The organism is Streptomyces sp. NPDC052396 (genome assembly GCF_044593195.1).
In the GTDB taxonomy this organism is placed as follows: Bacteria; Actinomycetota; Actinomycetes; order Streptomycetales; family Streptomycetaceae; genus Streptomyces.
This window is the reverse complement of record NZ_JBIUAW010000004.1, coordinates 75,576-97,399: the sequence shown is the minus strand read 5'-3', so window position 1 is coordinate 97,399 and position 21,824 is coordinate 75,576. Positions and strand designations below refer to the sequence as shown.

Annotated in this window: 16 protein-coding genes; 8 read left to right on the top strand and 8 right to left on the bottom strand. The window is 71.0% G+C overall.

The features are described from left to right. Window positions 1-100 precede the first annotated feature (100 nt). From ACIHFE_RS11660 to rarD, 7 genes are all read left to right on the top strand, one after another. Entirely contained in the window at window positions 101-1,297 is a 1,197-nt protein-coding gene (locus ACIHFE_RS11660) for a sensor histidine kinase (RefSeq protein WP_400105679.1), read from the top strand. Window positions 1,298-1,403: 106 nt separating this feature from the next. Next, window positions 1,404-2,735: a sensor histidine kinase gene (locus ACIHFE_RS11655; RefSeq protein ID WP_400105678.1), complete on the top strand. Its 1,332-nt coding sequence runs from the start codon at window positions 1,404-1,406 to the stop codon at window positions 2,733-2,735. 70 nt (window positions 2,736-2,805) lie between these two features. Continuing rightward, a complete protein-coding gene (locus tag ACIHFE_RS11650; protein WP_400106059.1) occupies window positions 2,806-3,477 on the top strand; it encodes a response regulator in 672 nt (223 codons plus the stop codon). Between the two features lie 275 nt (window positions 3,478-3,752). Beyond that, window positions 3,753-5,771: a 2-oxoacid:acceptor oxidoreductase subunit alpha gene (locus ACIHFE_RS11645; protein WP_400105677.1), complete on the top strand. Its 2,019-nt coding sequence runs from the start codon at window positions 3,753-3,755 to the stop codon at window positions 5,769-5,771. Next, on the top strand, window positions 5,764-6,831 hold the full coding sequence (locus ACIHFE_RS11640) for a 2-oxoacid:ferredoxin oxidoreductase subunit beta (protein ID WP_400105676.1): 1,068 nt from the start codon (window positions 5,764-5,766) through the stop codon (window positions 6,829-6,831). The genes ACIHFE_RS11645 and ACIHFE_RS11640 overlap by 8 nt, the downstream gene beginning before the upstream one ends. A gap of 94 nt (window positions 6,832-6,925) precedes the next feature. Further along, a complete protein-coding gene (locus ACIHFE_RS11635; RefSeq protein ID WP_400105675.1) occupies window positions 6,926-8,932 on the top strand; it encodes an APC family permease in 2,007 nt (668 codons plus the stop codon). A gap of 90 nt (window positions 8,933-9,022) precedes the next feature. Continuing rightward, the gene (rarD, locus tag ACIHFE_RS11630; RefSeq protein ID WP_400106058.1) at window positions 9,023-10,018 is read left to right on the top strand and encodes an EamA family transporter RarD; all 996 of its coding nucleotides are present in this window, start codon (window positions 9,023-9,025) and stop codon (window positions 10,016-10,018) included. Window positions 10,019-10,093: 75 nt separating this feature from the next. Here the strand turns inward: rarD and ACIHFE_RS11625 are convergent, their stop codons facing one another. The 6 genes from ACIHFE_RS11625 to ACIHFE_RS11600 form a co-directional block, all read right to left on the bottom strand. Then, on the bottom strand, window positions 10,094-10,987 hold the full coding sequence (locus ACIHFE_RS11625; protein ID WP_400105674.1) for an ABC transporter permease: 894 nt from the start codon (window positions 10,985-10,987) through the stop codon (window positions 10,094-10,096). Continuing rightward, window positions 10,974-11,921: an ATP-binding cassette domain-containing protein gene (locus ACIHFE_RS11620; RefSeq protein WP_400105673.1), complete on the bottom strand. Its 948-nt coding sequence runs from the start codon at window positions 11,919-11,921 to the stop codon at window positions 10,974-10,976. The genes ACIHFE_RS11625 and ACIHFE_RS11620 overlap by 14 nt, the downstream gene beginning before the upstream one ends. After that, entirely contained in the window at window positions 11,908-13,077 is a 1,170-nt protein-coding gene (locus ACIHFE_RS11615) for an outer membrane lipoprotein carrier protein LolA (protein ID WP_400105672.1), read from the bottom strand. The genes ACIHFE_RS11620 and ACIHFE_RS11615 overlap by 14 nt, the downstream gene beginning before the upstream one ends. Before the next feature lie 241 nt (window positions 13,078-13,318). Beyond that, entirely contained in the window at window positions 13,319-14,329 is a 1,011-nt protein-coding gene (locus tag ACIHFE_RS11610; protein WP_400105671.1) for a polyprenyl synthetase family protein, read from the bottom strand. 220 nt (window positions 14,330-14,549) lie between these two features. After that, on the bottom strand, window positions 14,550-15,752 hold the full coding sequence (locus ACIHFE_RS11605) for an NAD(P)-binding domain-containing protein (protein ID WP_400105670.1): 1,203 nt from the start codon (window positions 15,750-15,752) through the stop codon (window positions 14,550-14,552). Window positions 15,753-15,834: 82 nt separating this feature from the next. Beyond that, entirely contained in the window at window positions 15,835-16,968 is a 1,134-nt protein-coding gene (locus ACIHFE_RS11600) for an ATP-grasp domain-containing protein (protein ID WP_400105669.1), read from the bottom strand. Window positions 16,969-17,335: 367 nt separating this feature from the next. On the opposite strand from ACIHFE_RS11600, the gene fahA reads away from it, so the two are divergent. Next, window positions 17,336-18,502, top strand: a complete 1,167-nt coding sequence (gene fahA, locus ACIHFE_RS11595) for a fumarylacetoacetase (RefSeq protein WP_400105668.1) — start codon at window positions 17,336-17,338, stop codon at window positions 18,500-18,502. 57 nt (window positions 18,503-18,559) lie between these two features. On the opposite strand, the gene nuoN is transcribed toward fahA, so the two are convergent. After that, window positions 18,560-20,212 carry an NADH-quinone oxidoreductase subunit NuoN gene (nuoN, locus tag ACIHFE_RS11590; RefSeq protein WP_400105667.1) on the bottom strand — a complete coding sequence of 551 codons (1,653 nt, stop codon included), beginning with the start codon at window positions 20,210-20,212 and terminating at the stop codon, window positions 18,560-18,562. Continuing rightward, the gene (locus tag ACIHFE_RS11585; protein WP_400105666.1) at window positions 20,209-21,822 is read right to left on the bottom strand and encodes an NADH-quinone oxidoreductase subunit M; all 1,614 of its coding nucleotides are present in this window, start codon (window positions 21,820-21,822) and stop codon (window positions 20,209-20,211) included. The genes nuoN and ACIHFE_RS11585 overlap by 4 nt, the downstream gene beginning before the upstream one ends. Window positions 21,823-21,824 lie beyond the last annotated feature (2 nt).

The following is a 21,824-nucleotide window of genomic DNA, read 5'->3' as shown; positions in this document are numbered from 1 at the left end:
AGCGGGCAGCGCTGTTCGGCCGGAGGTGGGGTTATCCCCACCCAGGGGCCGCCCACCGCCCCCATGGTGGGCGGCCTTGGGGAGCAGGCACGCTTGGCGCATGAGCACAGCCCGCACCGCACACACGGCCCGTCCGGCCCCCGCCCTGGACGATGACCGGCCGCCGCCCGCCCGGCCCGCCTATGACGCCCGTACCTGGCGCGAGGTCGCGCATCTGCTGGTCAATCTGCTGGAGGGTCTGGCCGGTTTTGTCTACACCGTGCTGTGGCTGTTTCCGGGAGTGGCGCTGTCGGTGACGGTGATCGGGCTGCCACTGCTGGCGGCCGGCCTGGCCGGGGCGCGGGTGCTGGGCCGGCTGGCCCGGGCCCGGGCGCGGGCGCTGCTGGGGGTGCGGATCGAGGAGCCGGGTCCGATGCCGACCCGGGGCGGGCGGCTGGTCCGGCTGCGGCTGCGGCTGACCGATCCGGTGGCCTGGCGGACCACGCTCTATGCCTTCCTCCGGCTGCCCTGGGGGGTGCTGTGCTTTGCCGTCACCCTGGTGACGCTGCTGATGGCCTGGCCGGTGCTGGCCTATGTGACCCGGGCGCTGACCTCGGTGGACCGGGCGATGGTGCGGTCCCTGCTGTCCCCGTCCAGCGAGCTGGAGCGACGGGTGGCGGAGCTGGAGCAGGGCCGGGGCGTGGTGGTGGACACCGCCGCCGCCGATCTGCGCCGCATCGAGCGCGATCTGCATGACGGGGCCCAGGCCCGCCTGGTCGCCCTGGCCATGGGCCTGGGTCTGGCCAAGGAGAAGGTCCTGGAGGACCCGGACGCGGCGGCGAAGATGGTGGACGAGGCCCATGGCGAGGTGAAGCTCGCCCTCCAGGAGCTGCGCGACCTGGCCCGCGGCATCCACCCGGCCGTGCTCACCGACCGCGGCCTGGACGCCGCCCTGTCCTCGGTGGCCGGCCGCTGCACCGTCCCGGTCTCCGTCCGGGTTGATCTGAAGGAGCGTCCGGCACCGGCCATCGAGGGCATCGCCTACTTCACCGTCTCCGAGCTGCTGCAGAACATCAGCAAGCACAGCCGGGCCCGTTCGGCCGAGGTCGAGCTGTGGCGGGCCAAGGACCGGCTGCTGATCCAGGTCCGGGACGACGGGCAGGGCGGTGCCGGTACGGACCGGGGCAGCGGACTGGCCGGGCTGGCCGAGCGGCTGGGCTCGGTGGACGGCCTGTTCGCCGTGGACTCCCCGGCCGGCGGCCCGACCGTGATCACCGCCGAACTGCCCTGGCGCGGCCGTACCGCCGAGAAGGACTAGCCAGGGTGGGGAAAACCCCACCCCCGGAACACCCACTCCCCGCATGGTCCGGCCGGCCCTGCCTTGCCAGGCTTGGTGTCAGGTCGACAGGACGACGAAGGACGAGATGAGCCAGATGGCCATGAGTTACGAAGCCGAACGGCCGGGACCCCGGCTGCCCTTGGTGCTGCGGGCACCGCTGGCGGGCCGCACCTGGCGGGAGTTCCTCTACCTCCAGCTCAACTTCCCCGTGGCACTGGCCGCTTTCGTCTACAGCGTGACAATGATCGCGGTCGGCGGCGGCCTGCTGATCACCTTTGTGGGACTGCCGATCCTGGCCGCCACGCTCTACGGGGCCCGGCTGTTCGGCGCCTTTGAGCGCGGGCGGGCGCGGCTGCTGCTGGGCCTTGAGGTGGAGGCGCCGCGTCCGGTGCGGACGGACAACCGGCGCGGCGGGGTGACGGGCTGGACGCTCGGCCTGTTCAAGAGCGACACCACCTGGCGGAATCTGCTCTATATGCTGATCCACTTTCCGTGGGCGGTGTGCACCTTCGCCATCTCGCTGCCCCTGTGGCTGATGGGCTGGGCGGCGCTGCTCTACCCGGCGTACCAGTGGATGTACCCGACCTGGTGGGGCAAGCCGGGCTGGGACCTGTTCAGCACCCCGACCCGGTCCTACTACCTGGACAGCCCCCTGGACATCGCCGTCACCTGCGGCGTGGGGCTGGGCGTGGTGCTGGCCACCCCCTGGATCATGCACGGCATGACCCAGGTGGACCGGCTGCTGGTGAAGACGCTGCTGGGCCCGTCCCGGCTGGCGGCCCGGGTGCAGGAGCTGGAGCAGGACCGGGGCGTGGTGGTGGACACCGCCGCCGCCGATCTGCGCCGCATCGAGCGCGATCTGCATGACGGGGCCCAGGCCCGCCTGGTCGCCCTGGCCATGGATCTGGGCCTGGCCAAGGAGAAGCTGACCGAGGACCCGGACGCGGCGGCCAAGATGGTGGACGAGGCCCATGGCGAGGTGAAGCTCGCCCTCCAGGAGCTGCGCGACCTGGCCCGTGGCATCCACCCCGCCGTGCTCACCGACCGCGGCCTGGACGCCGCCCTGTCCTCGGTGGCCGGCCGCTGCACCGTCCCGGTCACCGTCGATGTGGACCTGGCCGAGCGGCCCGCGCCGGCCATCGAGGGCATCGCCTACTTCACCGCCTCCGAACTGCTGCAGAACATCAGCAAGCACAGCCGGGCCCGTTCGGCCCGGGTGGAGGTCTGGCGTTCCGGCAGCCGGCTGATGCTCCAGGTGTGGGACGACGGCCGGGGCGGCGCCAGTACGGACCAGGGCAGCGGACTGGCCGGGCTGGCCGAGCGGCTGGGCTCGGTGGACGGCCTGCTGGTGGTGGACTCCCCGGAGGGCGGCCCCACCACGGTGACCGCGGAACTGCCCTGGCGCGAGCGGGGATGACGCCGGCGCCCCCACGGCCTGCGATGCTTGGCCCCAGGATTGCCAACGATTCAGGGGGCCGTGGGCCGTGGTGGAAGACAGGGTACGGGTGGTCATCGCCGAGGACTCGGTGCTGCTCAGGGAGGGGCTGACCCGGTTGCTGACCGACCGCGGCCTGGAGGTGGTGGCCGGGGTGGGGGACGCCGAGGCGCTGCTGAAGACGGTGCGCGAGCTGGCGGACGAGAACGCGCTGCCGGATGTGGTGGTGGCCGATGTGCGGATGCCGCCGACCCACACCGACGAAGGGGTGCGGGCCTCGGTGCGGCTGCGCAAGGACCACCCGGAGCTCGGGGTCCTGGTCTTCTCCCAGTATGTGGAGGAGCAGTACGCCACCGAGCTGCTGGCCGGCAGCAGCCGGGGCGTGGGCTATCTGCTCAAGGACCGGGTGGCCGAGGTACGGGAGTTTGTGGACGCGGTGGTCCGGGTCGCCCGGGGCGGCACCGCCCTGGACCCGGAGGTGGTGGCCCAGCTGCTGGGCCGCAGCCGCAAGCAGGATGTGCTGGCCGGGCTGACCCCGCGGGAGCGCGAGGTCCTGGGCCTGATGGCGGAGGGACGGACCAACTCCGCCATCGCCCGGCAGCTGGTGGTGAGCGACGGGGCGGTGGAGAAGCACGTCAGCAATATCTTCCTGAAGCTGGGACTGTCGCCAAGTGACGGGGATCACCGTCGGGTTCTGGCGGTCCTGACATACCTGCGTTCATGATCATTTGACGTAGCGTCAAAGGAATGTCAGGCCCCCAGGTGGGGGGTCCACCCATCGCGGCAGGACTGCGACCAAAGTCGGAGCGGGGGCCGGCCCAGGATCCCGCCGGAGGCGCCCGGCAAACCACCGCGAAACCGGATGAACCACCGGGCCGTCCCAGGGCGGCTCTAGCAGTCCTCCCCGGGCGCCCCAAGCCTTCCCCCGTACGATGGCCATGGGAACGCCGCCTGAGCACCACCGCGTGCGCGGCGCCGCCACGAGGGAGGTCCGAAGCAGTGACCAGCCAGGTCAGCAGCCCGGCCGAACAGGCCGATTCAGCCGAACAGCCAGGCTTCTCCCCGCCCAGCGCGGGCGAGGAGCCGTCGCGCCTCGCGGGACAGCGCGGCCCCACGGCGAACGGCAGCACGAAGGAGGTGCGCCGGCTGGACCGGGTGATCATCCGGTTCGCGGGTGACTCCGGTGACGGCATGCAGCTCACCGGTGACCGCTTCACCTCGGAGACCGCCTCGTTCGGTAACGACCTGTCGACCCTGCCGAACTTCCCGGCCGAGATCCGGGCCCCCGCCGGCACCCTGCCGGGCGTCTCGTCGTTCCAGCTGCACTTCGCGGACCACGACATCCTCACCCCCGGTGACGCGCCCAATGTCCTGGTCGCCATGAACCCGGCCGCGCTCAAGGCCAACCTGGCCGATGTCCCGCGCGGCGCCGAGATCATCGTCAACACCGACGAGTTCACCAAGCGGCCGATGGCCAAGGTGGGTTACCAGACCAACCCGCTGGAGGACGGCTCGCTGGACGCCTACAACGTCCACCCGGTGCCGCTGACCACGCTGACCATCGAGGCGCTCAAGGAGTTCGGGCTCTCCCGCAAGGAGGCCGAGCGCAGCAAGAACATGTTCGCGCTGGGCCTGTTGTCGTGGATGTACCACCGGCCCACCGAGAACACCGAGGCGTTCCTGCGCAAGAAGTTCGCCAGGAAGCCGGAGATCGCCGAGGCCAATGTGGCGGCGTTCCGGGCCGGCTGGAACTTCGGCGAGACCACCGAGGACTTCGCGGTCTCCTATGAGGTCGCCCCGGCCAACTCCGCCTTCCCGGCCGGCACCTACCGCAACATCTCCGGCAACCTCGCCCTGTCCTACGGCCTGATCGCCGCCGCCCGCCAGGCGGACCTGCCGCTCTACCTGGGCTCGTACCCGATCACCCCGGCCTCCGACATCCTGCATGAGCTGTCGCGGCACAAGAACTTCGGGGTTCGCACCTTCCAGGCCGAGGACGAGATCGCCGGCATCGGCGCCGCGCTGGGCGCGGCCTTCGGCGGCGCGCTCGCCGTCACCACCACCTCCGGGCCCGGTGTGGCCCTGAAGTCGGAGACCATCGGCCTGGCCGTCTCGCTCGAACTGCCGCTGCTGGTGGTGGACATCCAGCGCGGCGGCCCGTCCACCGGCCTGCCCACCAAGACCGAACAGGCCGACCTGCTGCAGGCCATGTACGGGCGCAACGGCGAGGCCCCGGTGCCCATCGTCGCGCCGAAGACCCCGGCCGACTGCTTTGACGCCGCCCTGGACGCGGCCCGGATCGCGCTCACCTACCGCACCCCGGTCTTCCTGCTCTCCGACGGCTACCTGGCCAATGGCTCCGAGCCCTGGCGCATCCCGGAGACGGACGAACTGCCCGACCTGCGGGTGCAGTTCGCCACCGGCCCCAACCACACCCTGGCCGATGGCACCGAGGTCTTCTGGCCCTACAAGCGCGACCCCGAGACCCTGGCCCGCCCCTGGGCGGTGCCCGGCACCCCCGGCCTGGAACACCGCATCGGCGGCATCGAGAAGCAGGACGGCACCGGAAACATCTCCTACGACCCGGCCAACCACGACTTCATGGTCCGCACCCGGCAGGCCAAGGTCGACGGCATCGCGGTCCCGGAGCTGGCGGTCGACGACCCCGGCGGCCAGGCGGACACCCTGGTGCTGGGCTGGGGCTCCACCTACGGGCCCATCACCGCCGCGGTCCGCCGGGTCCGCCGCGAGGGCGGCCATATCGCCCAGGCCCACCTGCGCCACCTCAACCCCTTCCCGGCCAACCTCGGCCAGGTGCTGGGCCGTTACCGCCGGGTGGTGGTCCCCGAGATGAACCTCGGCCAGCTCGCCACCCTGCTCCGCGCCCTCCCCCGTAGCCTGAACGGCACGGGCGGTACCCCCACCCTGACCGACATCCGCTCCCACACCCAGGTCAGCGGCATGCCGTTCAAGGCCGAGCAGCTCGCCACCGTGCTCAAGGAGGCCATCGATGACTGAGGCACTGAGCCTTGTGCCCAAGGCCGAAGCCCAGCAGTCCATGAAGGACTTCAAGTCCGACCAGGAAGTCCGCTGGTGCCCCGGCTGCGGCGACTACGCCATCCTCGCCGCCGTGCAGGGCTTTATGCCCGAACTCGGCCTGGCGAAGGAGAACATCGTCTTTGTCTCCGGCATCGGCTGCTCCTCCCGCTTCCCGTACTACATGAACACCTACGGGATGCACTCCATCCACGGCCGCGCCCCGGCCATCGCCACCGGACTGGCCACCTCCCGGCGGGACTTGAGCGTCTGGGTGGTCACCGGTGACGGCGACGCCCTGTCCATCGGCGGCAACCACCTCATCCACGCCCTGCGCCGCAACGTCAACTTGAAGATCCTGCTGTTCAACAACCGGATCTACGGCCTGACCAAGGGCCAGTACAGCCCGACCTCCGAGGTCGGCAAGATCACCAAGTCGACGCCCATGGGCTCCCTGGACGCGCCCTTCAACCCGGTGTCCCTGGCCATCGGCGCCGAGGCGAGCTTTGTCGCCCGTACCGTCGACTCCGACCGCAAGCACCTCACCGAGGTGCTGCGCCAGGCCGCCGAGCACCCGGGCACCGCACTGGTGGAGATCTACCAGAACTGCAATATCTTCAACGACGGCGCCTTCGAGGCCCTCAAGGCTGGATTGAATTCAAAAGCAGGGCAGCAGGCCCAGGAGGCGGTGATCCGCCTGGAGCACGGGCAGCCCATCCGCTTCGGTGTGGACGGCACCAAGGGCGTGGTGCGCAACCAGGCCACCGGTGATCTGGAGGTCGTGGAGGTCACCGCGGAGAACGAGGGGCGGGTACTCATCCATGACGCGCACACCGCCTCCCCCACCACCGCCTTCGCGCTCTCCCGCCTCGCCGATCCGGACACCCTGCACCAGACGCCCATCGGCGTCTTCCGCGACGTCCGGCGGCCGGTCTACGACACCCTGATGACCGACCAACTGGAGACCGCGGTGGAGCAGCAGGGCAAGGGAGACCTGGCCGCCCTGCTCGCCGGCAACGACACCTGGACCGTCGCCGGCTGAGGCCACCGACGGCGAACCGACGGCCGGGCACCGATCGGGTGCCCGGCCGACGCGTCTCACCGGCCACCGCAGGGGTATCAGCTCTGCTATGGGCATGGCCGAAACCGCACCACCCGTCCGCGACCGGCTCCGCTACCGCATCAAGTGCCATCTGCTGGGCCCACCGCTCGTCACCGAGCAACTCGCCCACGAGAAGCTCTCCAACTCCATGGCACTGGGCGTCCTCGCCTCCGACTGCATCTCCTCCACCGCCTATGGCACCGAGGAGATGCTGCGCATCCTGGTCCCGGTCACCGGGCTCGCCGCCTTCACCCTGCTGATGCCGGTCACCGGCGCCATCCTGCTGGTGCTGCTGCTGCTCACGCTCTCCTACCGGGACGTGGTCTCCGTCTACACCCGGGCCGGCGGCTCCTATGTGGTGGCCCGGGAGAACTTCGGCCCGCGCATCGCCCAGATCGCCGCGGTGGCGCTGCTGGTCGACTACATCGTCACCGTCGCGGTGCAGACCGCCGCCGGCACCGACGCCCTGATCTCCCTGGCCCACCTGGTGGGCCACGGCTACCACGGCATCGACAACCTCAAGTTGCCCATCACCGTGGGGGTGGTGGTGCTGCTGATGTACGGAAACCTGCGAGGCATCCGGGAGGCGGGCCGCGCCTTCGCCGCCCCCGCCTATCTCTTCATTCTCGCCGTCGCCCTGCTGCTGGCCATCGGCCTGGTACGGGCCCTCACCGGCGGCCTGCCGCACGCCGATGTGCACGCCCAGGGCGCCATCCCGCTGGGCACCTCCGGCAACGGCTGGCTCTATGGCACCTCGCTGTTCATGGTGCTGCGTGCCTTCGCCAACGGCGGCTCCTCGCTCACCGGCCTGGAGGCCATCTCCAACGGCGTCTCCGCCTTCCGCAGCCCCCAGGGCCGCAACGCCCGCCGCACCCTCACCACCATGAGCGCCATCCTGGGCGTGATGGTGCTGGGCGTCTCCGTCCTGGCCCACTACACCCACGCCATCCCCTACACCGACGGCAACCCCACCGTGATCGCCCAGGAAGCCCACCTGATCTTCGGCGACAGCTGGCTGGGCACCGCCGGCCTGGTCTATGTCCAGCTCGCCACCGCGCTGATCCTCTACACCGGCGCCAACACCCCCTTCACCGGCTTCCCCTTCCTGGCCAGCTTTGTCGCCGAGGACCGCTTCCTGCCCCGCCAGCTCACCCGGCGCGGCCACCGCCTGGCCTTCTCCAACGGCATCATCTGCCTCACCGTGGTCTCGCTGGCCCTGCTCTTTGTCACCGGCAGCAGCGTGGACAAACTGGTGGCGCTCTACGCCATCGGCGTCTTCACCGGATTCACCATGGCCGCCGCCGGTATGACCGCCCACCACTGGCGCCGCGAGGAACCGCACCGCCGGCTGAAGATCGGCGTCAACCTGGCCGCCGCCATCACCTCCGCCCTGGTGGTGGTGATCTTCGCCATCACCAAGTTCACCGAGGGCGCCTGGCTGGTGGTGGTGGTCTTCCCGCTCGGCGTCTGGGCCCTGATCCGCATCAACCACACCTACCGGCTGGAGGCCGAGGCCCTGGAACACGTCCCGGCCCTGGCCGCCGACCGGCCACGCTGGCAGCGCCACCGGGTATACGTCCTGGTGGACACCCTGGACCTGGCCGCCGTCAAGGCGCTGCGCTACGCCCAGGAACTGCGGCCGGACGAGGTGCGGGTGCTGCACTTCGTCATCGACGAGGCCCGGGCCCGGCACCTGGTGTCCCGCTGGAGCCAGGTCTCCGGCATCAATGTCCCGCTGGAGCTGGTGGACTGCCCCGACCGCCGGCTGCGCCATGCGGTGGTCGGACTGGCCGCCCGCACCACCGCCGACGGCACCACCGCGCTCACCCTGCTGATCCCGCGCCGTATCTACTCCACCCCGCTGGGCCGGCTGCTGCACCGGGACACCGGCGAGCAGATGGCCAAGACCCTGGAGCAGCTGCCCAATGTGGCGGTGACCATCCTGCCCTTCGATGTCACCACGGCCGTACGGCGGCTACGCGCCCGGGAACACGCCGCCCGGGAAGCGGCCGGGCGGGAGGCCGCCGGCCCCCGGACATGACCGTTTCCGGGCACGCACATGACATGCCCCTCCCCCGGGCGTTACCGTCACCGGGTCGCACCGCCGTACCACCCCAGGGAGGGAACCGTGATCCAACCGGATACCCCACGCAGCGAGGCCCGCACCGGTTTCCTCTATGGCACCGCCGCCTATGCCATCTGGGGCCTGTTCCCCCTCTACTGGCCGCTGCTGCGGCCCACCGGTCCGGTGGAGATCCTGGCCCACCGCATGGTGTGGTCCCTGGTCACGGTGGCCGTCGCGCTGACCGTCACCCGCCGCTGGGCCTGGATACGCCCGCTGCTGCGCCAGCCCCGCCGGCTGGCGCTGGTCGCCACCGGGGCCACGCTGATCTCCGCCAACTGGGGCCTCTACATCTGGGCCGTCAACTCCGGCCATGTGGTGGAGACTTCGCTGGGCTACTTCATCAACCCGCTGGTGGTGATCGCCCTGGGCGTGCTGGTGATGCGCGAACGGCTTCGGCCGGTGCAGTGGGCGGCCGTGGGCATCGGGACGGCCTCGGTGGTGGTCCTGGCGATCGGCTATGGCAAGCCGCCGTGGATCGCCCTGGGGCTGGCCGCCTCCTTCGGCACCTACAGCCTGGTGAAGAAGAAGGTGGCGCTGGGCGGCCTGGAGTCGATGGCCGCCGAGACCGCCGTGCAGTTCCTGCCCGCCCTGGGCTATCTGGTCTTCCTCGGCGCCCAGGGCAGGAGCGGCTTCCTCAGCGCCGGGGCCGGCCATGCCGCGCTGCTGGCCGTCTCCGGCCTGATCACCGCCGTCCCGCTGATCGCCTTTGGCGCGGCCGCCGTCCGGCTGCCGCTGTCGGTGATGGGCATGCTCCAGTACCTGGCGCCGGTCTTCCAGTTCGCGCTGGGGCTGCTGGTCTTCCATGAGGCCATGCCCGCCGAGCGCTGGGCCGGCTTCGCCCTGGTCTGGCTGGCACTGGCCCTGCTCACCTGGGACGGACTGCGGGCCGGCCGGGCCGCCCGGGCCGAACTGGACGCGGCCCGCACCAAGGCCGCCACGGCCGGCCCGGCCGACTCGACCGACGGGCAGAAGCGGAACGCGGAGTCCGAAATCCGCTCCTGACAGACCCCGGGGCGGCTCCCAACATCAGCCTCACCAAGCGAAGTTGGGAGCCCCCCAGGTCACGCCCACAACCGGCTAGGACAGCACATCCTTCACCGTGAACCTGGCCCAGGCCGCCGAGCCGAACACCGCCGCGTACAGCCCCTGCAGCCCCAGGTTCCGCCAGATCTGGTCCGGATAGACGGGATCGCGCAGCAGATCCGCGAAGCTCAGCCAGTAGTGCGGGAACAAATAGGGCTGGATCGCGTGCAGTTGGGGGAACTGGTCCAGAATCTGCACGGTGATCACCACACCCACGGTGGTGGCCATGGCGGCGACCCCGCTGCCGGTGAGCGTGGAGACAAACAGCCCCAGGGCGGCGATGCCCACCAGGGACAGCGCCACCAGCCCGGCGATCAGCAGCCCGCGCAGCAGTCCCTCGCCGAAGGACACCGTGGTGCCGCTGATCAGCGTCACCTCGCCCAGCGGAAACAGCAACATGCCCACCAGCAGCGCGGAAACGGCCACCACCAGGGTGGCGGCCAGGCAGAAGACCATGGTCGCGGTGAACTTGGCGAGCAGCAGCCGGCTCCGGCCGGCCGGCGCCACCAGCAGATAGCGCAGGGTGCCGCTGTTCGCCTCGCCGGCCACCGAGTCCCCGGCCACCACACCCACCGCCATCGGCAGGAAGAACGGCAGGGTGGCGGCCAGCGCCGCGAAGACCAGGAACAGACCGTTGTTGGTGACCTGGCTGAGGAAGGCCGGCCCCTGGCCGTCGCCCCCTCGGGCCGTCTGGCCACCGTCGTGCGTCTGGATCCTGACCGCCACCCCGATCAGCACCGGGACGGCCGCCAGCACCCCCAGCAGTACCAGGGTGCGCCACCGGCGGAACACCGTGGCCACCTCGCTGCCGAACAGCGACAGCCGCCAACGACGGCCGCTCCGCTCCTCCGGCACGGCCCCAGCCCGCGACGCCTCAGCCCGCGACATCGAAACCCTCTCCGGTCAGCGCCACAAAGGCGTCCTCCAGCGAGACCCGCTCGGCACCGAAGGCCCGGACCCTGACCCCGGCCCGCACCAGTGCCGCGTTCAGCTCCGCCAGGTCCTCCTCGGCCGGCGGTTCGCCGGTGACCTGCTCGCCCCGCACCGTCAGATCGTTCACCCCGTGCTCCTTGAGCACCCGCACCGCCTCCGTGGGGTCCGGGGTGGTCACGGCCAGCCGGCCCCGTACCGAGGAGGCCAGCTCCCGCACCGTGCCCTGGGTCAGCAGCCGCCCCTGGGCCATCACCGCCACATGGCTGCACACCTGCTCGATCTCGTCCAGCAGATGCGAGGAGAGGAAGACCGTGGTGCCCTCCTCCGCCAACTCCCTTACCAGAGACCGGATTTCCCGCATGCCCTGCGGGTCCAGGCCATTGGTGGGCTCGTCCAGCACCAGCAGCTCACGCGGCCGCAGCAGCGCGGCCGCCAGGCCGAGCCGCTGCTTCATGCCCAGCGAATAGGCGCGCGCCTTCTTGCCCGCGGCCGCGGTCAGACCCACCCGCTCCAGCGCGGCGCCGATCCGCGCGGCACGGGTGCGCGGATCGGCGGTGGGGTCGGCGGCGTCAAAGCGCACCAGGTTGTCGCGCCCGCTGAGGAAGCCATAGAGCGCGGGCCCCTCGATCAGCGCGCCCACCCTGGGCAGCACCCGCCCGCCCGAGCGGGGCATGGGCTCGCCCAGCACCCGGGCCACCCCGGAGGTGGGCTCGATCAGACCCATCAGCATCCTGATGGTGGTGGTCTTGCCGGAACCATTGGGCCCCAGGAAGCCGAAGACACTCCCCCGTGGCACCACCAGATCGAGCCCGTCGACGGCGAGCTGACCACCGCGGTAGCGCTTGGTCAGCCCCTCCGTCTCAATGGCCGTGGAACTACCGGCCGGCATTGCCGTCCGCGGCCTTGACCAGCGTGTCCTTGTCGACCGCACCGGCGTAGACCCGGCCGTCGTCGGTCAGCAGCACATTGACCAGCCGGGTGCTGATGACCCGTCCGGAGCCAAAGGAGCCATTGACCTTGCTGCCGAAGCTGTCCAGCAGCTGGTTCGCCCGGGACGCGTCCTTGCCGCCCTTGCCGGCCTGCGGACGGATGCCCTTGTCGGCGCCCTTGAGCTCCATCACCGAGGTCCAGCCCTTGCCGATCACCCGGGAATCGCCGTGCTGCCCCTTGGCGTCCCTCTGGTGCTGCTTCGCCTTGCCCTCGTTCTTGCCCTCGTTCTTGCCCTCGGTCACCTTGGCGCCCTTGGGCGGGGTGAAGTCGAAGGAGGAGGCGCTGGGCTTGTTGAAGGAGATCTTGGTGAAGACGGCGTCCAGGGCCGCCTTGCCGCCGCCCTTGGGGGAGACGGTGAAGCGCAGCGGAGTGCCGTTCTTGGCGTCCACCGCGATACGCACCGCGCCGATGGTGGTGGCGTCCTGCTTGGGCTTGATGGTCAGCCGGTAGGCGTCCCGCCCGGCCACCTTGGCGGTGCCGTCCACCGACACCGAGGTGGTGTCGTCCACCGCGGCCAGCGCCTTCTTGGCCAGCTCCTGCGGGGAGGCGGCGGCCGGGGCGTTCCCGGCGTCCTGGTGACGGGCCTGGGTGGAGTGGTACGCGGTGTTGGTGCCGCTGTCGTAGGCCCAGACCTGATCACCGTTGTGGATCAGGCTGTACTCGGCGGCCCGCTCCACGATGGAGACCCGCTGCTTGTCCGGGCCGTCGGCGGCCAGGCGCAGCGTGTGGGTGCCGGAGACCAACTCGGTGAGCTTGGCCTGGGGGTCGGCGGAGCCGCCGCCGTGCGCGCCCTTGCCGCCCGTCCCGAAGGACATCCCGGCGGGCAGCGAGGGCAGTCCCAGGTCGGAGGTGACCCGCACCGATCCGGACATCCGCTGCACATCGGAGCCGGCCACCTTGGCTATCAGGTCCTGAGCGCTGATCTTCGGCAGGTCCGGGTCACCGGACTTGGCGATGGCCGAGCCGATGCCGATGGTCGCCGCGGCGACACCGGCGATCGCGACCGGCACCGCATAGCGAACCGCCCGGCGGCTCGGTTGGATCCGTGCTGACATCTGCTTACCTCCGTCGTCGGCGGCGGTCGTCGAGTGCTTCACACGTCCTGCACCAAGGCTCATTGTGGCCCCGACCGCTCGGTGCCGGCGCGGGAGTTCCGGAGGTTCTCCCCCCGGGAAGTCACCACCCATTCCACCAATGCGCCCGGCCGCCGTCATCAGCCGACGGGATCAACTCGGTGTACCTCTCGGGTAGGACACCCCGTCCACCCCGGTCCGCCGCAAGGCTGCCGACGGGCCGTCAGCCGGCCCGGTGCACCACCGCGTCGCAGAGCGCCACCAGCGCGTCCTTGGCGGTGCAGGAGGGCAGCGGGGCCAGGGTGGTCCGCGCCTCCTCGGCATAGCGCACGGTGTCCCGGCGGGCCTGCTCCAGGGCCGGGTGGACGCGCAGTTTGCGCAGCACCTCGGCGAGCAGGGCGTCATCGGTGAGGTCGCCGTCCAGCATCCGGCACAGCTCCACGTCCTCCGGGGAGCCGGTGGCGGCGGCCCGGGCGCGCAGGTGCAGCACAGGCAGAGTGGCGATGCCCTCACGCAGGTCGGTGCCCGGGGTCTTGCCGGACTCATGGGAGTCGCTGGTGATGTCCAGGACGTCGTCGGCCAGCTGGAAGGCGATGCCCAGCCGCTCCCCGTAGTGGGTGAGGATCTCCACCACCTGCTCGTCGGCGCCGGACATCAGGGCCCCGTAGCGGCCGGAGACCGCCACCAGCGAGCCGGTCTTGCCGGCCAGCACATCCAGGTAGTGGTCGATGGGGTCGCGGCCGTCCCGGGGACCGGCGGTCTCCAGGATCTGACCGGTGACCAGGCGCTCAAAGGCCTCGGACTGGATGCGGACCGCCTCCGGGCCGAGGTCGGCCAGGATCCGCGAGGCGCGGGAGAACAGGAAGTCGCCGGTCAGCACCGCCAGCGAGTTGCCCCAGCGGGCGTTGGCGCTGTCCACGCCACGGCGCACCTCGGCCTCGTCCATCACATCGTCGTGGTAGAGCGTGGCCAGATGGGTCAGCTCCACCACCACCGCCGAGGGCACCACGCCCGGGGCGTAGGGGTCACCGAACTGGGCGGCCAGCATCACCAGCAGCGGACGGAAGCGCTTGCCGCCGGCCTTGACCAAGTGCTGGGCGGCCTCGGTGATGAACGGCACATCGCTCTTGCAGGCGGCCAGCAGGCCCTCCTCGACAGCGGCCAGACCAGCCTGGACATCGGCCTCAAGAGCCTGGTCCCGCACGCTCAGCCCAAAGGGCTCGACGACGGTCACGAGGGGTACTCCTGTCTGCCTACGGACACGGGGATTGTCGATGTGTCGCTGTCTTCACCAAAAGTCAGCGTATCCGGTCGGCTGTCGATCACCGCCGGGTCCCCTGTCCGTACGGCCGTCCCGCCGTGCGGCGGCCGCGCCTTCGGCGCGGTTTCCGCCCACCCGTCCGCCCGTTGCCCGGCGTGGTCACCGCCGGACAACGGCCCCGGGGCACACCCCACTAAATCCGCGCGACCTCCCGCGCCACCCGCGGGCTCGCGTACTCCGTGCCGCACACAAACCGCATCACCGGCCCATAACTGGCCGCCGCCGGCAGCCCGGTGAAGAACAGCCCCGGTACCGAGGACCGGTATCCGGAGCCCAGCCGGGGCCCGCCGGCGCTCACCGCCAGCCGCGTCCGGAGACCGCCGCCCAGGAACTCCAAAGCGGCCAAATCCACCCGGTATCCGGTGGCCGCGATCACATGGTCGGCGACCAGCTCGCTCTCCCAGCCCCGCTCGTCCGCCAGGGCCAGCACCGGCCGGCCGTCCTCCACCCGGGCCCGCGCCACCCGCTTGCCCTCGGTGACCCGCACCCGCCCGATGAACCGCTCTCGCAGCCACCAGGCGCCCAGCGGCCCCAGCACCCGCCGCACCAGGTACTCCCGGGCCTGCGCGGGCAGATGGCGGAACCCGTCCGCGTGGTACGAGAAGGCGTACAGCGACCAGGCCCGCCCGAAAGGGGTGTCCGGCTTCAGCGGCGACTGCCCGTCCGGGGCCGCCCCGAAGCGCACCGCGCCCCGCCGCCGGGCCACCACCCGTACCGAGGCGGCCCCGGCCTCGGCCAGCAGCACCGCGCTCTCCAGGGCCGACTGCCCGGCGCCGACCACCACCACTTCCTTGCCGGCGAAGCCGGACAGGTCCCGGTGGTGCGAACTGTGCGAGATGGGGCCGGTGGCGGACGGGCCGTCCGGCACCGCCGCGGCCAGCTCGGCCGGCATCCGGGCGAAGCCGGTCAGCCCGGTGGCCACCACCACCGCCCGGGCGGCGAACTGGTCACCGGAGTCCAGCTTCAGCTCGAACCCGCCGCCGCGCTCCCGGCGCTCCACCGACACCACCCGTACCTGCTCCAGGTCCGGCACCAGGCGCCGCTGGAACCACTCCCCGTAGCGGGCGAAGGTCTCCACCGGGATGGCGTCCCAGTCGGACTCGAAGCGCCGCTCCCCCACCTCCTGGCAGAAGTCGAACAGGGTGTGTCCCGGCTGCGGGGCGTCGATGCTGGAGGCGGCCGGTGTGGATTTCAGCAGCATCCCGGCCGGCATGTGCTCCCGCCAGGCCACCATGGGATCACCGAAGACACGCACCGGAATGGCACGCGCCCGCAGGTGAGCGGCGGTGGACAGGCCGTAGGGGCCGGCCCCGATGACTGCTACCGGAAGTGTCACGTGTCTCCTCCAGGGCGTTGTTCGGCCGTGCGATACCGGAGCGGCCGGAATGCGGATCCGGAGGCGGCGCTTTTCGGCCTTGTCAGCCACGCGCCGCGGACGCCACGGCGGTTCGCCGCGAGCGCCACAACTGCCACAGGTGTCTCGCGCCCGGCCCGGCCAGCCGGGCGAGCATGGTCAGAAAGGGTTTGAGGTCGTCCCGGGCCAGCCAGGCCAGCTCGGTGCCGCTGGCCCGCCGGGGAGCGTGCGGGGTGGTGTAGCCGCTGCGCCGGTAGGCGGCCAGCGCCGGCAGGTCGATGTTCTCCACCACAAAGCGGCGGCCGGCCAGTTGCTCACCCTCGGGCACCCGGCGCCCGGTGAGATCCAGGTGCTGGGCACGGACCACATCGATGCCCGCCTCGTTCTCGAACAGCCGGAACTGGGCGCCCATCCGGGGGTTGAAGTCCAGCAGCTTGTAGCGGCCGTCCCGGCGGTCGAACCGCCAGTCCAGGTCGATGATCCCGGAGAAGCCGAGCTGCTTGATGAACTGGGCGGCCAGCGCGGCCAGTTCGGGGTTGTCCACCACATAGGCGTGCGCCGTCATGCCCGCGTGCGGCGGCCAGGAGCGCACCTTGACGCCGGTGAACAGGGCCAGCGGGGTGCTGTCCCGGTCGAAGTAGGCATGCACGATCCAGTCCTCGGCATGCTCGCGCGGCAGGTACTCCTGGAGGATCACCCCGGGGGCCGGCCCCCACTCCCGGGCCAGGGCCAGCAGTTCACGGGCGCCGCCGATCCGGGTGGTGCCATGCACCGCGGGACGCCGCCGCCGCTCGAACGCCTCCCGGTTCTTGGCCACCACCGGAAAGGCCGCCGTCCGCGCGTACTCCTCGATCTCCGCATAGGAGGCGGGGCAGAGGGTGGCCGGCGCGGGCACCCCATGCTCCGCACACAGCTCGTACAGGCCCTGCTTGCTCGCCAGCCGCCGTGGCAACTCCCGTTCCACCGGCGGGAAGAGAAAGGCGGGCGCCAGCTCGGCGGCATGCTCGGCGATCAGCACCGCCGCCTCCTCGTCGGTGGGCAGCAGCACGGCCGGACGGCCGATCCGCTCCCCGATCCGCAGCAGCCCGGCCACCAGCTCGGCGGCATCCTCGGTGCCGGTGGTCGGCCAGACGAACGCTTCGGTGAGATAGCGGGAGAGCGCGGCCGGAGTCCAGCGGTCCTCGGTGATCGCGTACATCGGGACCCCGAGTCTGCCAAGACTGCGTATGGCGCCGACACCGCCGTGGTGCAGAGGATAATCGCCGAACTTCACGATGAGCCCGGGAACGGATCGGTCCGCCTCGGGCGCGCTCCTGCTCGCCACCAGCACCCCCCATGGCCACCCAGCCTCAGCGGCCCCCCACTGTGTGTGACCCGACTTAGGACGCTACTTCGGAATCATCGCTTCCAGCAAGGAGTTACCGGACATTGCCCTACCTTTTCCCACCCTCGGGGCAGCGCCCGAACATCTCTTGCCCGACTGGCGCCAGCACGTAATCTGTGGCCCGAGTGGCCTCCGGCCACCGCCGCCAGGAGCATCCAGGAGAAGGCGAGGCAGCGACCCCATGCCCGAGCACATCCCCAGTGAGCTGCCCGAAGGCGACCCCTTCGGCGCGGACACCCTTCCGTATGGCGTCTTCACCACCCCCGACGCCCCGGACCACCCCCGTATCGGCGTCCGTTACGGCGCACATGTGCTGGACGCGGCGGCGGCCGCGGCGGCGCATGGCTCCGCCTACGCCGACCTGCTGGACCAGCCGGTGCTCAACCCGCTGCTGGCCGCGGGCCGTCCCGTCTGGCAGGCGGTGCGCGCCGAGGTCCGCGGCTGGCTGGACGGGCCGCACTTCCACCCGCTGTCCGAGGTGACCCTGCACCTGCCCTTCGAGGTCGCCGACTATGTGGACTTCTACGCCAGCGAGCACCACGCCACCAATGTGGGCCGTATCTTCCGCCCCAACGCGGAGGCGCTGACCCCCAACTGGAAGCATCTGCCCATCGGTTACCACGGCCGGGCCGGCACGGTGGTGGTGTCCGGTACCGAGGTGCCGCGCCCGCACGGCCAGCGCAAGGCGCCCGCCGACGAGGCCCCCTCCTTCGGCCCGTCCCTGAGACTGGACATCGAGGCCGAGGTGGGCTTTGTGGTGGGCACCCCCGCGCCCGCCAACACCGCTGTCCCGCTGGGCGACTTCCGCGATCATGTCTTCGGTGTCTGCCTGGTCAACGACTGGTCGGCACGGGACATCCAGCAGTGGGAATACGTTCCGCTGGGCCCGTTCCTGGGCAAGTCCTTCGCGACCTCGGTGTCCGCCTGGATCACCCCGCTGGACGCCTTTGACACGGCCCGTACGGCGCCGCCGGAGCGGACCCACCCGCTGCTGCCGTACCTCGACGACTCCGCCGCCGAGCCGGGCGGCATCGACATCCGCCTGGAGGTGGCCATCAACGGCAAGGTGATCTCCCGCCCGCCGTTCGCCGCCATGTACTGGACGGCGGCCCAGCAGCTGGCCCATATGACCGTCAACGGCGCCTCGTTGCGCACCGGCGACTTCTACGCCTCCGGCACGGTGAGCGGCCCCGAGGAGGACCAGGTGGGCTGCCTCCTGGAACTCACCAAGGGCAAGGGCCCGTACCTGGCCGATGGCGACGAGGTCGTCATCACGGCCTGGGCCCCGGGGCCGAACGGCTCCCGCATCGGCCTGGGCGAGGTCAGCGGACGGGTCACCGCCGGGTGAACGAGCGGGCGGGTGGGCGGAATACGCCCCGAAGGGGCGTGCCCACCCACCCGCCGTTCACCGGACGAACACCCCGGCCTGGCCGGCCAGATTGAGGAAGTACTGCGGGGCGACACCCAGCACCAGGGTGACAACAACCCCCACCCCAATGGCCGTCGAGGTCAGAAAACTCGGCACCGCCACCGAAGGCCCGCCCTCCTTGGGCTCATTGAAGAACATCAGCACAATCACCCGGATATAGAAGAACGCGGCGATCGCCGAGGACACCACACCCACGATCACCAGCGGCACCGCACCCCCCTGCGCCGCCGCCTTGAACACCGCGAACTTCCCGGCGAAGCCACTGGTCAGCGGGATGCCGGCGAAGGCCAGCAGAAACACCGCGAACACCGCCGCCACCAGCGGCGAACGGCGGCCCAGCCCGGCCCACTTGGACAGCTGGGTGGCCTCGCCGCCCGCGTCCCGCACCAGCGTCACCACCGCGAACGCCCCCAGCGTCACAAAGGAGTACGCGGCCAGGTAGAACAGCACCGAGGAGACGCCGTCCGGACGGGTGGCCACCACCCCGGACAGGATGAACCCGGCATGGGCCACCGACGAATAGGCCAGCAGCCGCTTGACGTCCGTCTGGGTCACCGCCACCACCGCGCCGAAGAGCATGGTCAGAATGGCCACGCCCCACATCACCGGCCGCCAGTCCCACCGCATCCCCGGCAGCACCACATACAGCAGCCGCAATAGCGCACCAAAGGCGGCCACCTTGGTGGCGGCGGCCATAAAGCCGGTGACCGGGGTGGGCGCGCCCTGGTAGACGTCCGGCGTCCACATATGGAACGGCACCGCGCCCACCTTGAACAGCAGACCCATCAGCACCATGGCGCCGCCGATCAGCAGCAGCGCGTCATTGCCCATGGTCTGGGCCAGCACCGGATCCACCGTGCGTACCGTCCCGTTGACCACATCGGCGATGCCCGAGTAGGTGACCGTGCCGGCGTAGCCATAGAGCAGGGCGATGCCGAACAGCAGGAAGGCCGAGGCGAAGGCACCCAGCAGGAAGTACTTCACCGCCGCCTCCTGGGACAGCAGCCGCTGCCGCCGCGCCAGGGCGCACAGGACGTACAGCGGCAGCGAGAAGACCTCCAGTGCCACAAACAGCGTCAGCAGGTCGTCGGCGGCGGGAAAGACCAGCATCCCGGCCACCGCGAACAGCATCAGCGGGAAGACCTCGGTGGTGGTCCAGCCCGCCTTCACCGCCGCCCGCTCCGCCTCGCCGCCCGGCACCGCGGCCGGCTGGGCGGCGAAGGAGTCCACCGGGCGGCCGTGCGCGGCCGGGTCCAGCCGCCGCTCACCGAAGGTGAACGCGGCGACCAGCGCCACCAGCAGCACCGTGCCCTGGAGGAACAGCGCCGGACCGTCCACCGCCACCGCGCCCATGGCCGCCGGGTGCGCCTTGTCCGTGCCGTATCCGCCGGCGGCCAGAGCCACCACCGCCGCGAAGGCCGCCGCCAGCCCGACCGTGGTCACCATCAGCTGCACCGGGTGCCGCAGCCGGCGCGGCAGGAAGGCCTCCACCAGGATGGCCAGCACCGCGGCGCCCAGCACAATCAGCGTCGGTGACAGCTGGCCGTACTCGATATGGGGGGACGGGATCTTCTTCGGGGCATCGGCCGCCGTTGTCCACAGGCTGTGGACAGTTGCCGCGCTGGTCACTTGGCGCCCTCCGCATCGGTCAGCGGGACATCGGGTCGGGGATCGGTCTGCCGCACCTGGGACATGGTGTGCTCCACCGCCGGGTTGACGATCCGGGTCAGCGGCTTGGGATAGACGCCCAGGAAGAGCAGCAGGGCGATCAGCGGTGCCACCACGGCCAGTTCGCGTGCCCGCAGGTCCGGCAGGGCGCGCACCGGTTCCTTCACCGGCCCGGTCATGGTGCGCTGGTAGAGCACCAGCACATAGAGCGCGGCCAGCACAATGCCCAGGGTGGCGATGCCGCCGGCCACCGGGTAGCGGCTGAATGTGCCGACCAGCACCAGGAATTCGGAGACAAAGGGCGCCAGTCCGGGCAGCGAGAGGGTGGCCAGACCGGCCACCAGGAAGGTGCCCGCCAGCACCGGCGCCACCTTCTGCACCCCGCCGTAGTCGGCGATCAGCCGGGAGCCGCGCCGGGAGATCAGGAACCCGGCGATCAGCATCAACGCGGCCGTGGAAATACCGTGGTTGACCATATAGAGGGTGGCGCCGCCCTGGCCCTGGGTGGTCATGGCGAAGATGCCCAGGATGATGAAGCCGAAGTGGGAGATGGAGGCATAGGCGATCAGCCGTTTGATGTCCCGCTGGGCGACCGCCAGCAGCGCGCCGTAGAGGATGCTCACCAGGGACAGCACCACGATCACCGGGGTGGCCCACTTGGACGCCGCCGGGAACAGCTGGAGGCAGAACCGCAGCATGGCGAAGGTGCCCACCTTGTCCACCACCGCGGTGATCAGCACCGCCACCGGAGCGGTGGACTCGCCCATGGCGCCCGGCAGCCAGGTGTGCAGCGGCCACAGCGGCGCCTTGACCGCGAAGGCGAAGAAGAAGCCCAGGAACAGGGCCCGTTCGGTGGTGGTGGCCAGCTGCAGCCGGCCCGCCGCCCGGGCCTGGAGGATCTCGGTCAGCGAGAAGGTGCCATTGCCCAGCTGGTGCGCGGTCACCGCGTACAGCCCGATCACCGCGGCCAGCATGATCAGACCGCCGGCCAGGTTGTAGAGCAGGAACTTCACCGCCGCCCGGGAGCGCTGGGCGGCCGCCTCCGCGTCGGTCTCCTGCCCGGCCCGGTCGCCGAAGCCGCCGATGAGGAAGTACATCGGGATCAGCATGGCCTCGAAGAACAAATAGAACAGGAAGACATCGGTGGCCTCGAAGGCGATCACCACCATCGCCTCGACCAGCAGGATCAGCGCGAAGAAGCCCTGGGTGGGCCGCCAGTGCCGGTTGGGCTCGGCGCCCTCCAGCACATCGGCGTCATGCCAGCCGGCCAGCATCACCAAGGGCACCAGCACGGTGGTCAGGCCGATCAGCGCCACCGCGATGCCATCCACGCCCAGGTCGTAGCGGACCCCGAAGTCCGCGATCCAGGAGTGGGATTCGGTCAGCTGGAAGGCCCGGCCGGAGCCGGGGTCGAAGCGGACCAGCTGGGCCGCCGCCAGGCCCAGGGTCACCAGGGAGAAGGCCAGCGCCAGCCATTTGGCGGCGGCGCGCCGGGCGGCGGGCACCGCGGCGGTGGCGACCGCGCCCACCGCCGGGATGGCCGCCGTGGCCGTAAGCAACGGGAAGGACATCG

Excerpts from the sequence above, each read along its gene's own strand:
- ACIHFE_RS11615 (WP_400105672.1), bottom strand. The coding sequence starts at position 13,077 with ATGTCAGCACGGATCCAACCGAGCCGCCGGGCGGTTCGCTATGCGGTG.
- ACIHFE_RS11635 (WP_400105675.1), top strand. The coding sequence starts at position 6,926 with ATGGCCGAAACCGCACCACCCGTCCGCGACCGGCTCCGCTACCGCATC.
- ACIHFE_RS11625 (WP_400105674.1), bottom strand. The coding sequence starts at position 10,987 with ATGTCGCGGGCTGAGGCGTCGCGGGCTGGGGCCGTGCCGGAGGAGCGG.
- ACIHFE_RS11585 (WP_400105666.1), bottom strand. The coding sequence starts at position 21,822 with ATGTCCTTCCCGTTGCTTACGGCCACGGCGGCCATCCCGGCGGTGGGC.
- fahA (WP_400105668.1), top strand. The coding sequence starts at position 17,336 with ATGCCCGAGCACATCCCCAGTGAGCTGCCCGAAGGCGACCCCTTCGGC.
- ACIHFE_RS11655 (WP_400105678.1), top strand. The coding sequence starts at position 1,404 with ATGAGCCAGATGGCCATGAGTTACGAAGCCGAACGGCCGGGACCCCGG.
- ACIHFE_RS11640 (WP_400105676.1), top strand. The coding sequence starts at position 5,764 with ATGACTGAGGCACTGAGCCTTGTGCCCAAGGCCGAAGCCCAGCAGTCC.
- ACIHFE_RS11620 (WP_400105673.1), bottom strand. The coding sequence starts at position 11,921 with ATGCCGGCCGGTAGTTCCACGGCCATTGAGACGGAGGGGCTGACCAAG.
- ACIHFE_RS11660 (WP_400105679.1), top strand. The coding sequence starts at position 101 with ATGAGCACAGCCCGCACCGCACACACGGCCCGTCCGGCCCCCGCCCTG.
- ACIHFE_RS11600 (WP_400105669.1), bottom strand. The coding sequence starts at position 16,968 with ATGTACGCGATCACCGAGGACCGCTGGACTCCGGCCGCGCTCTCCCGC.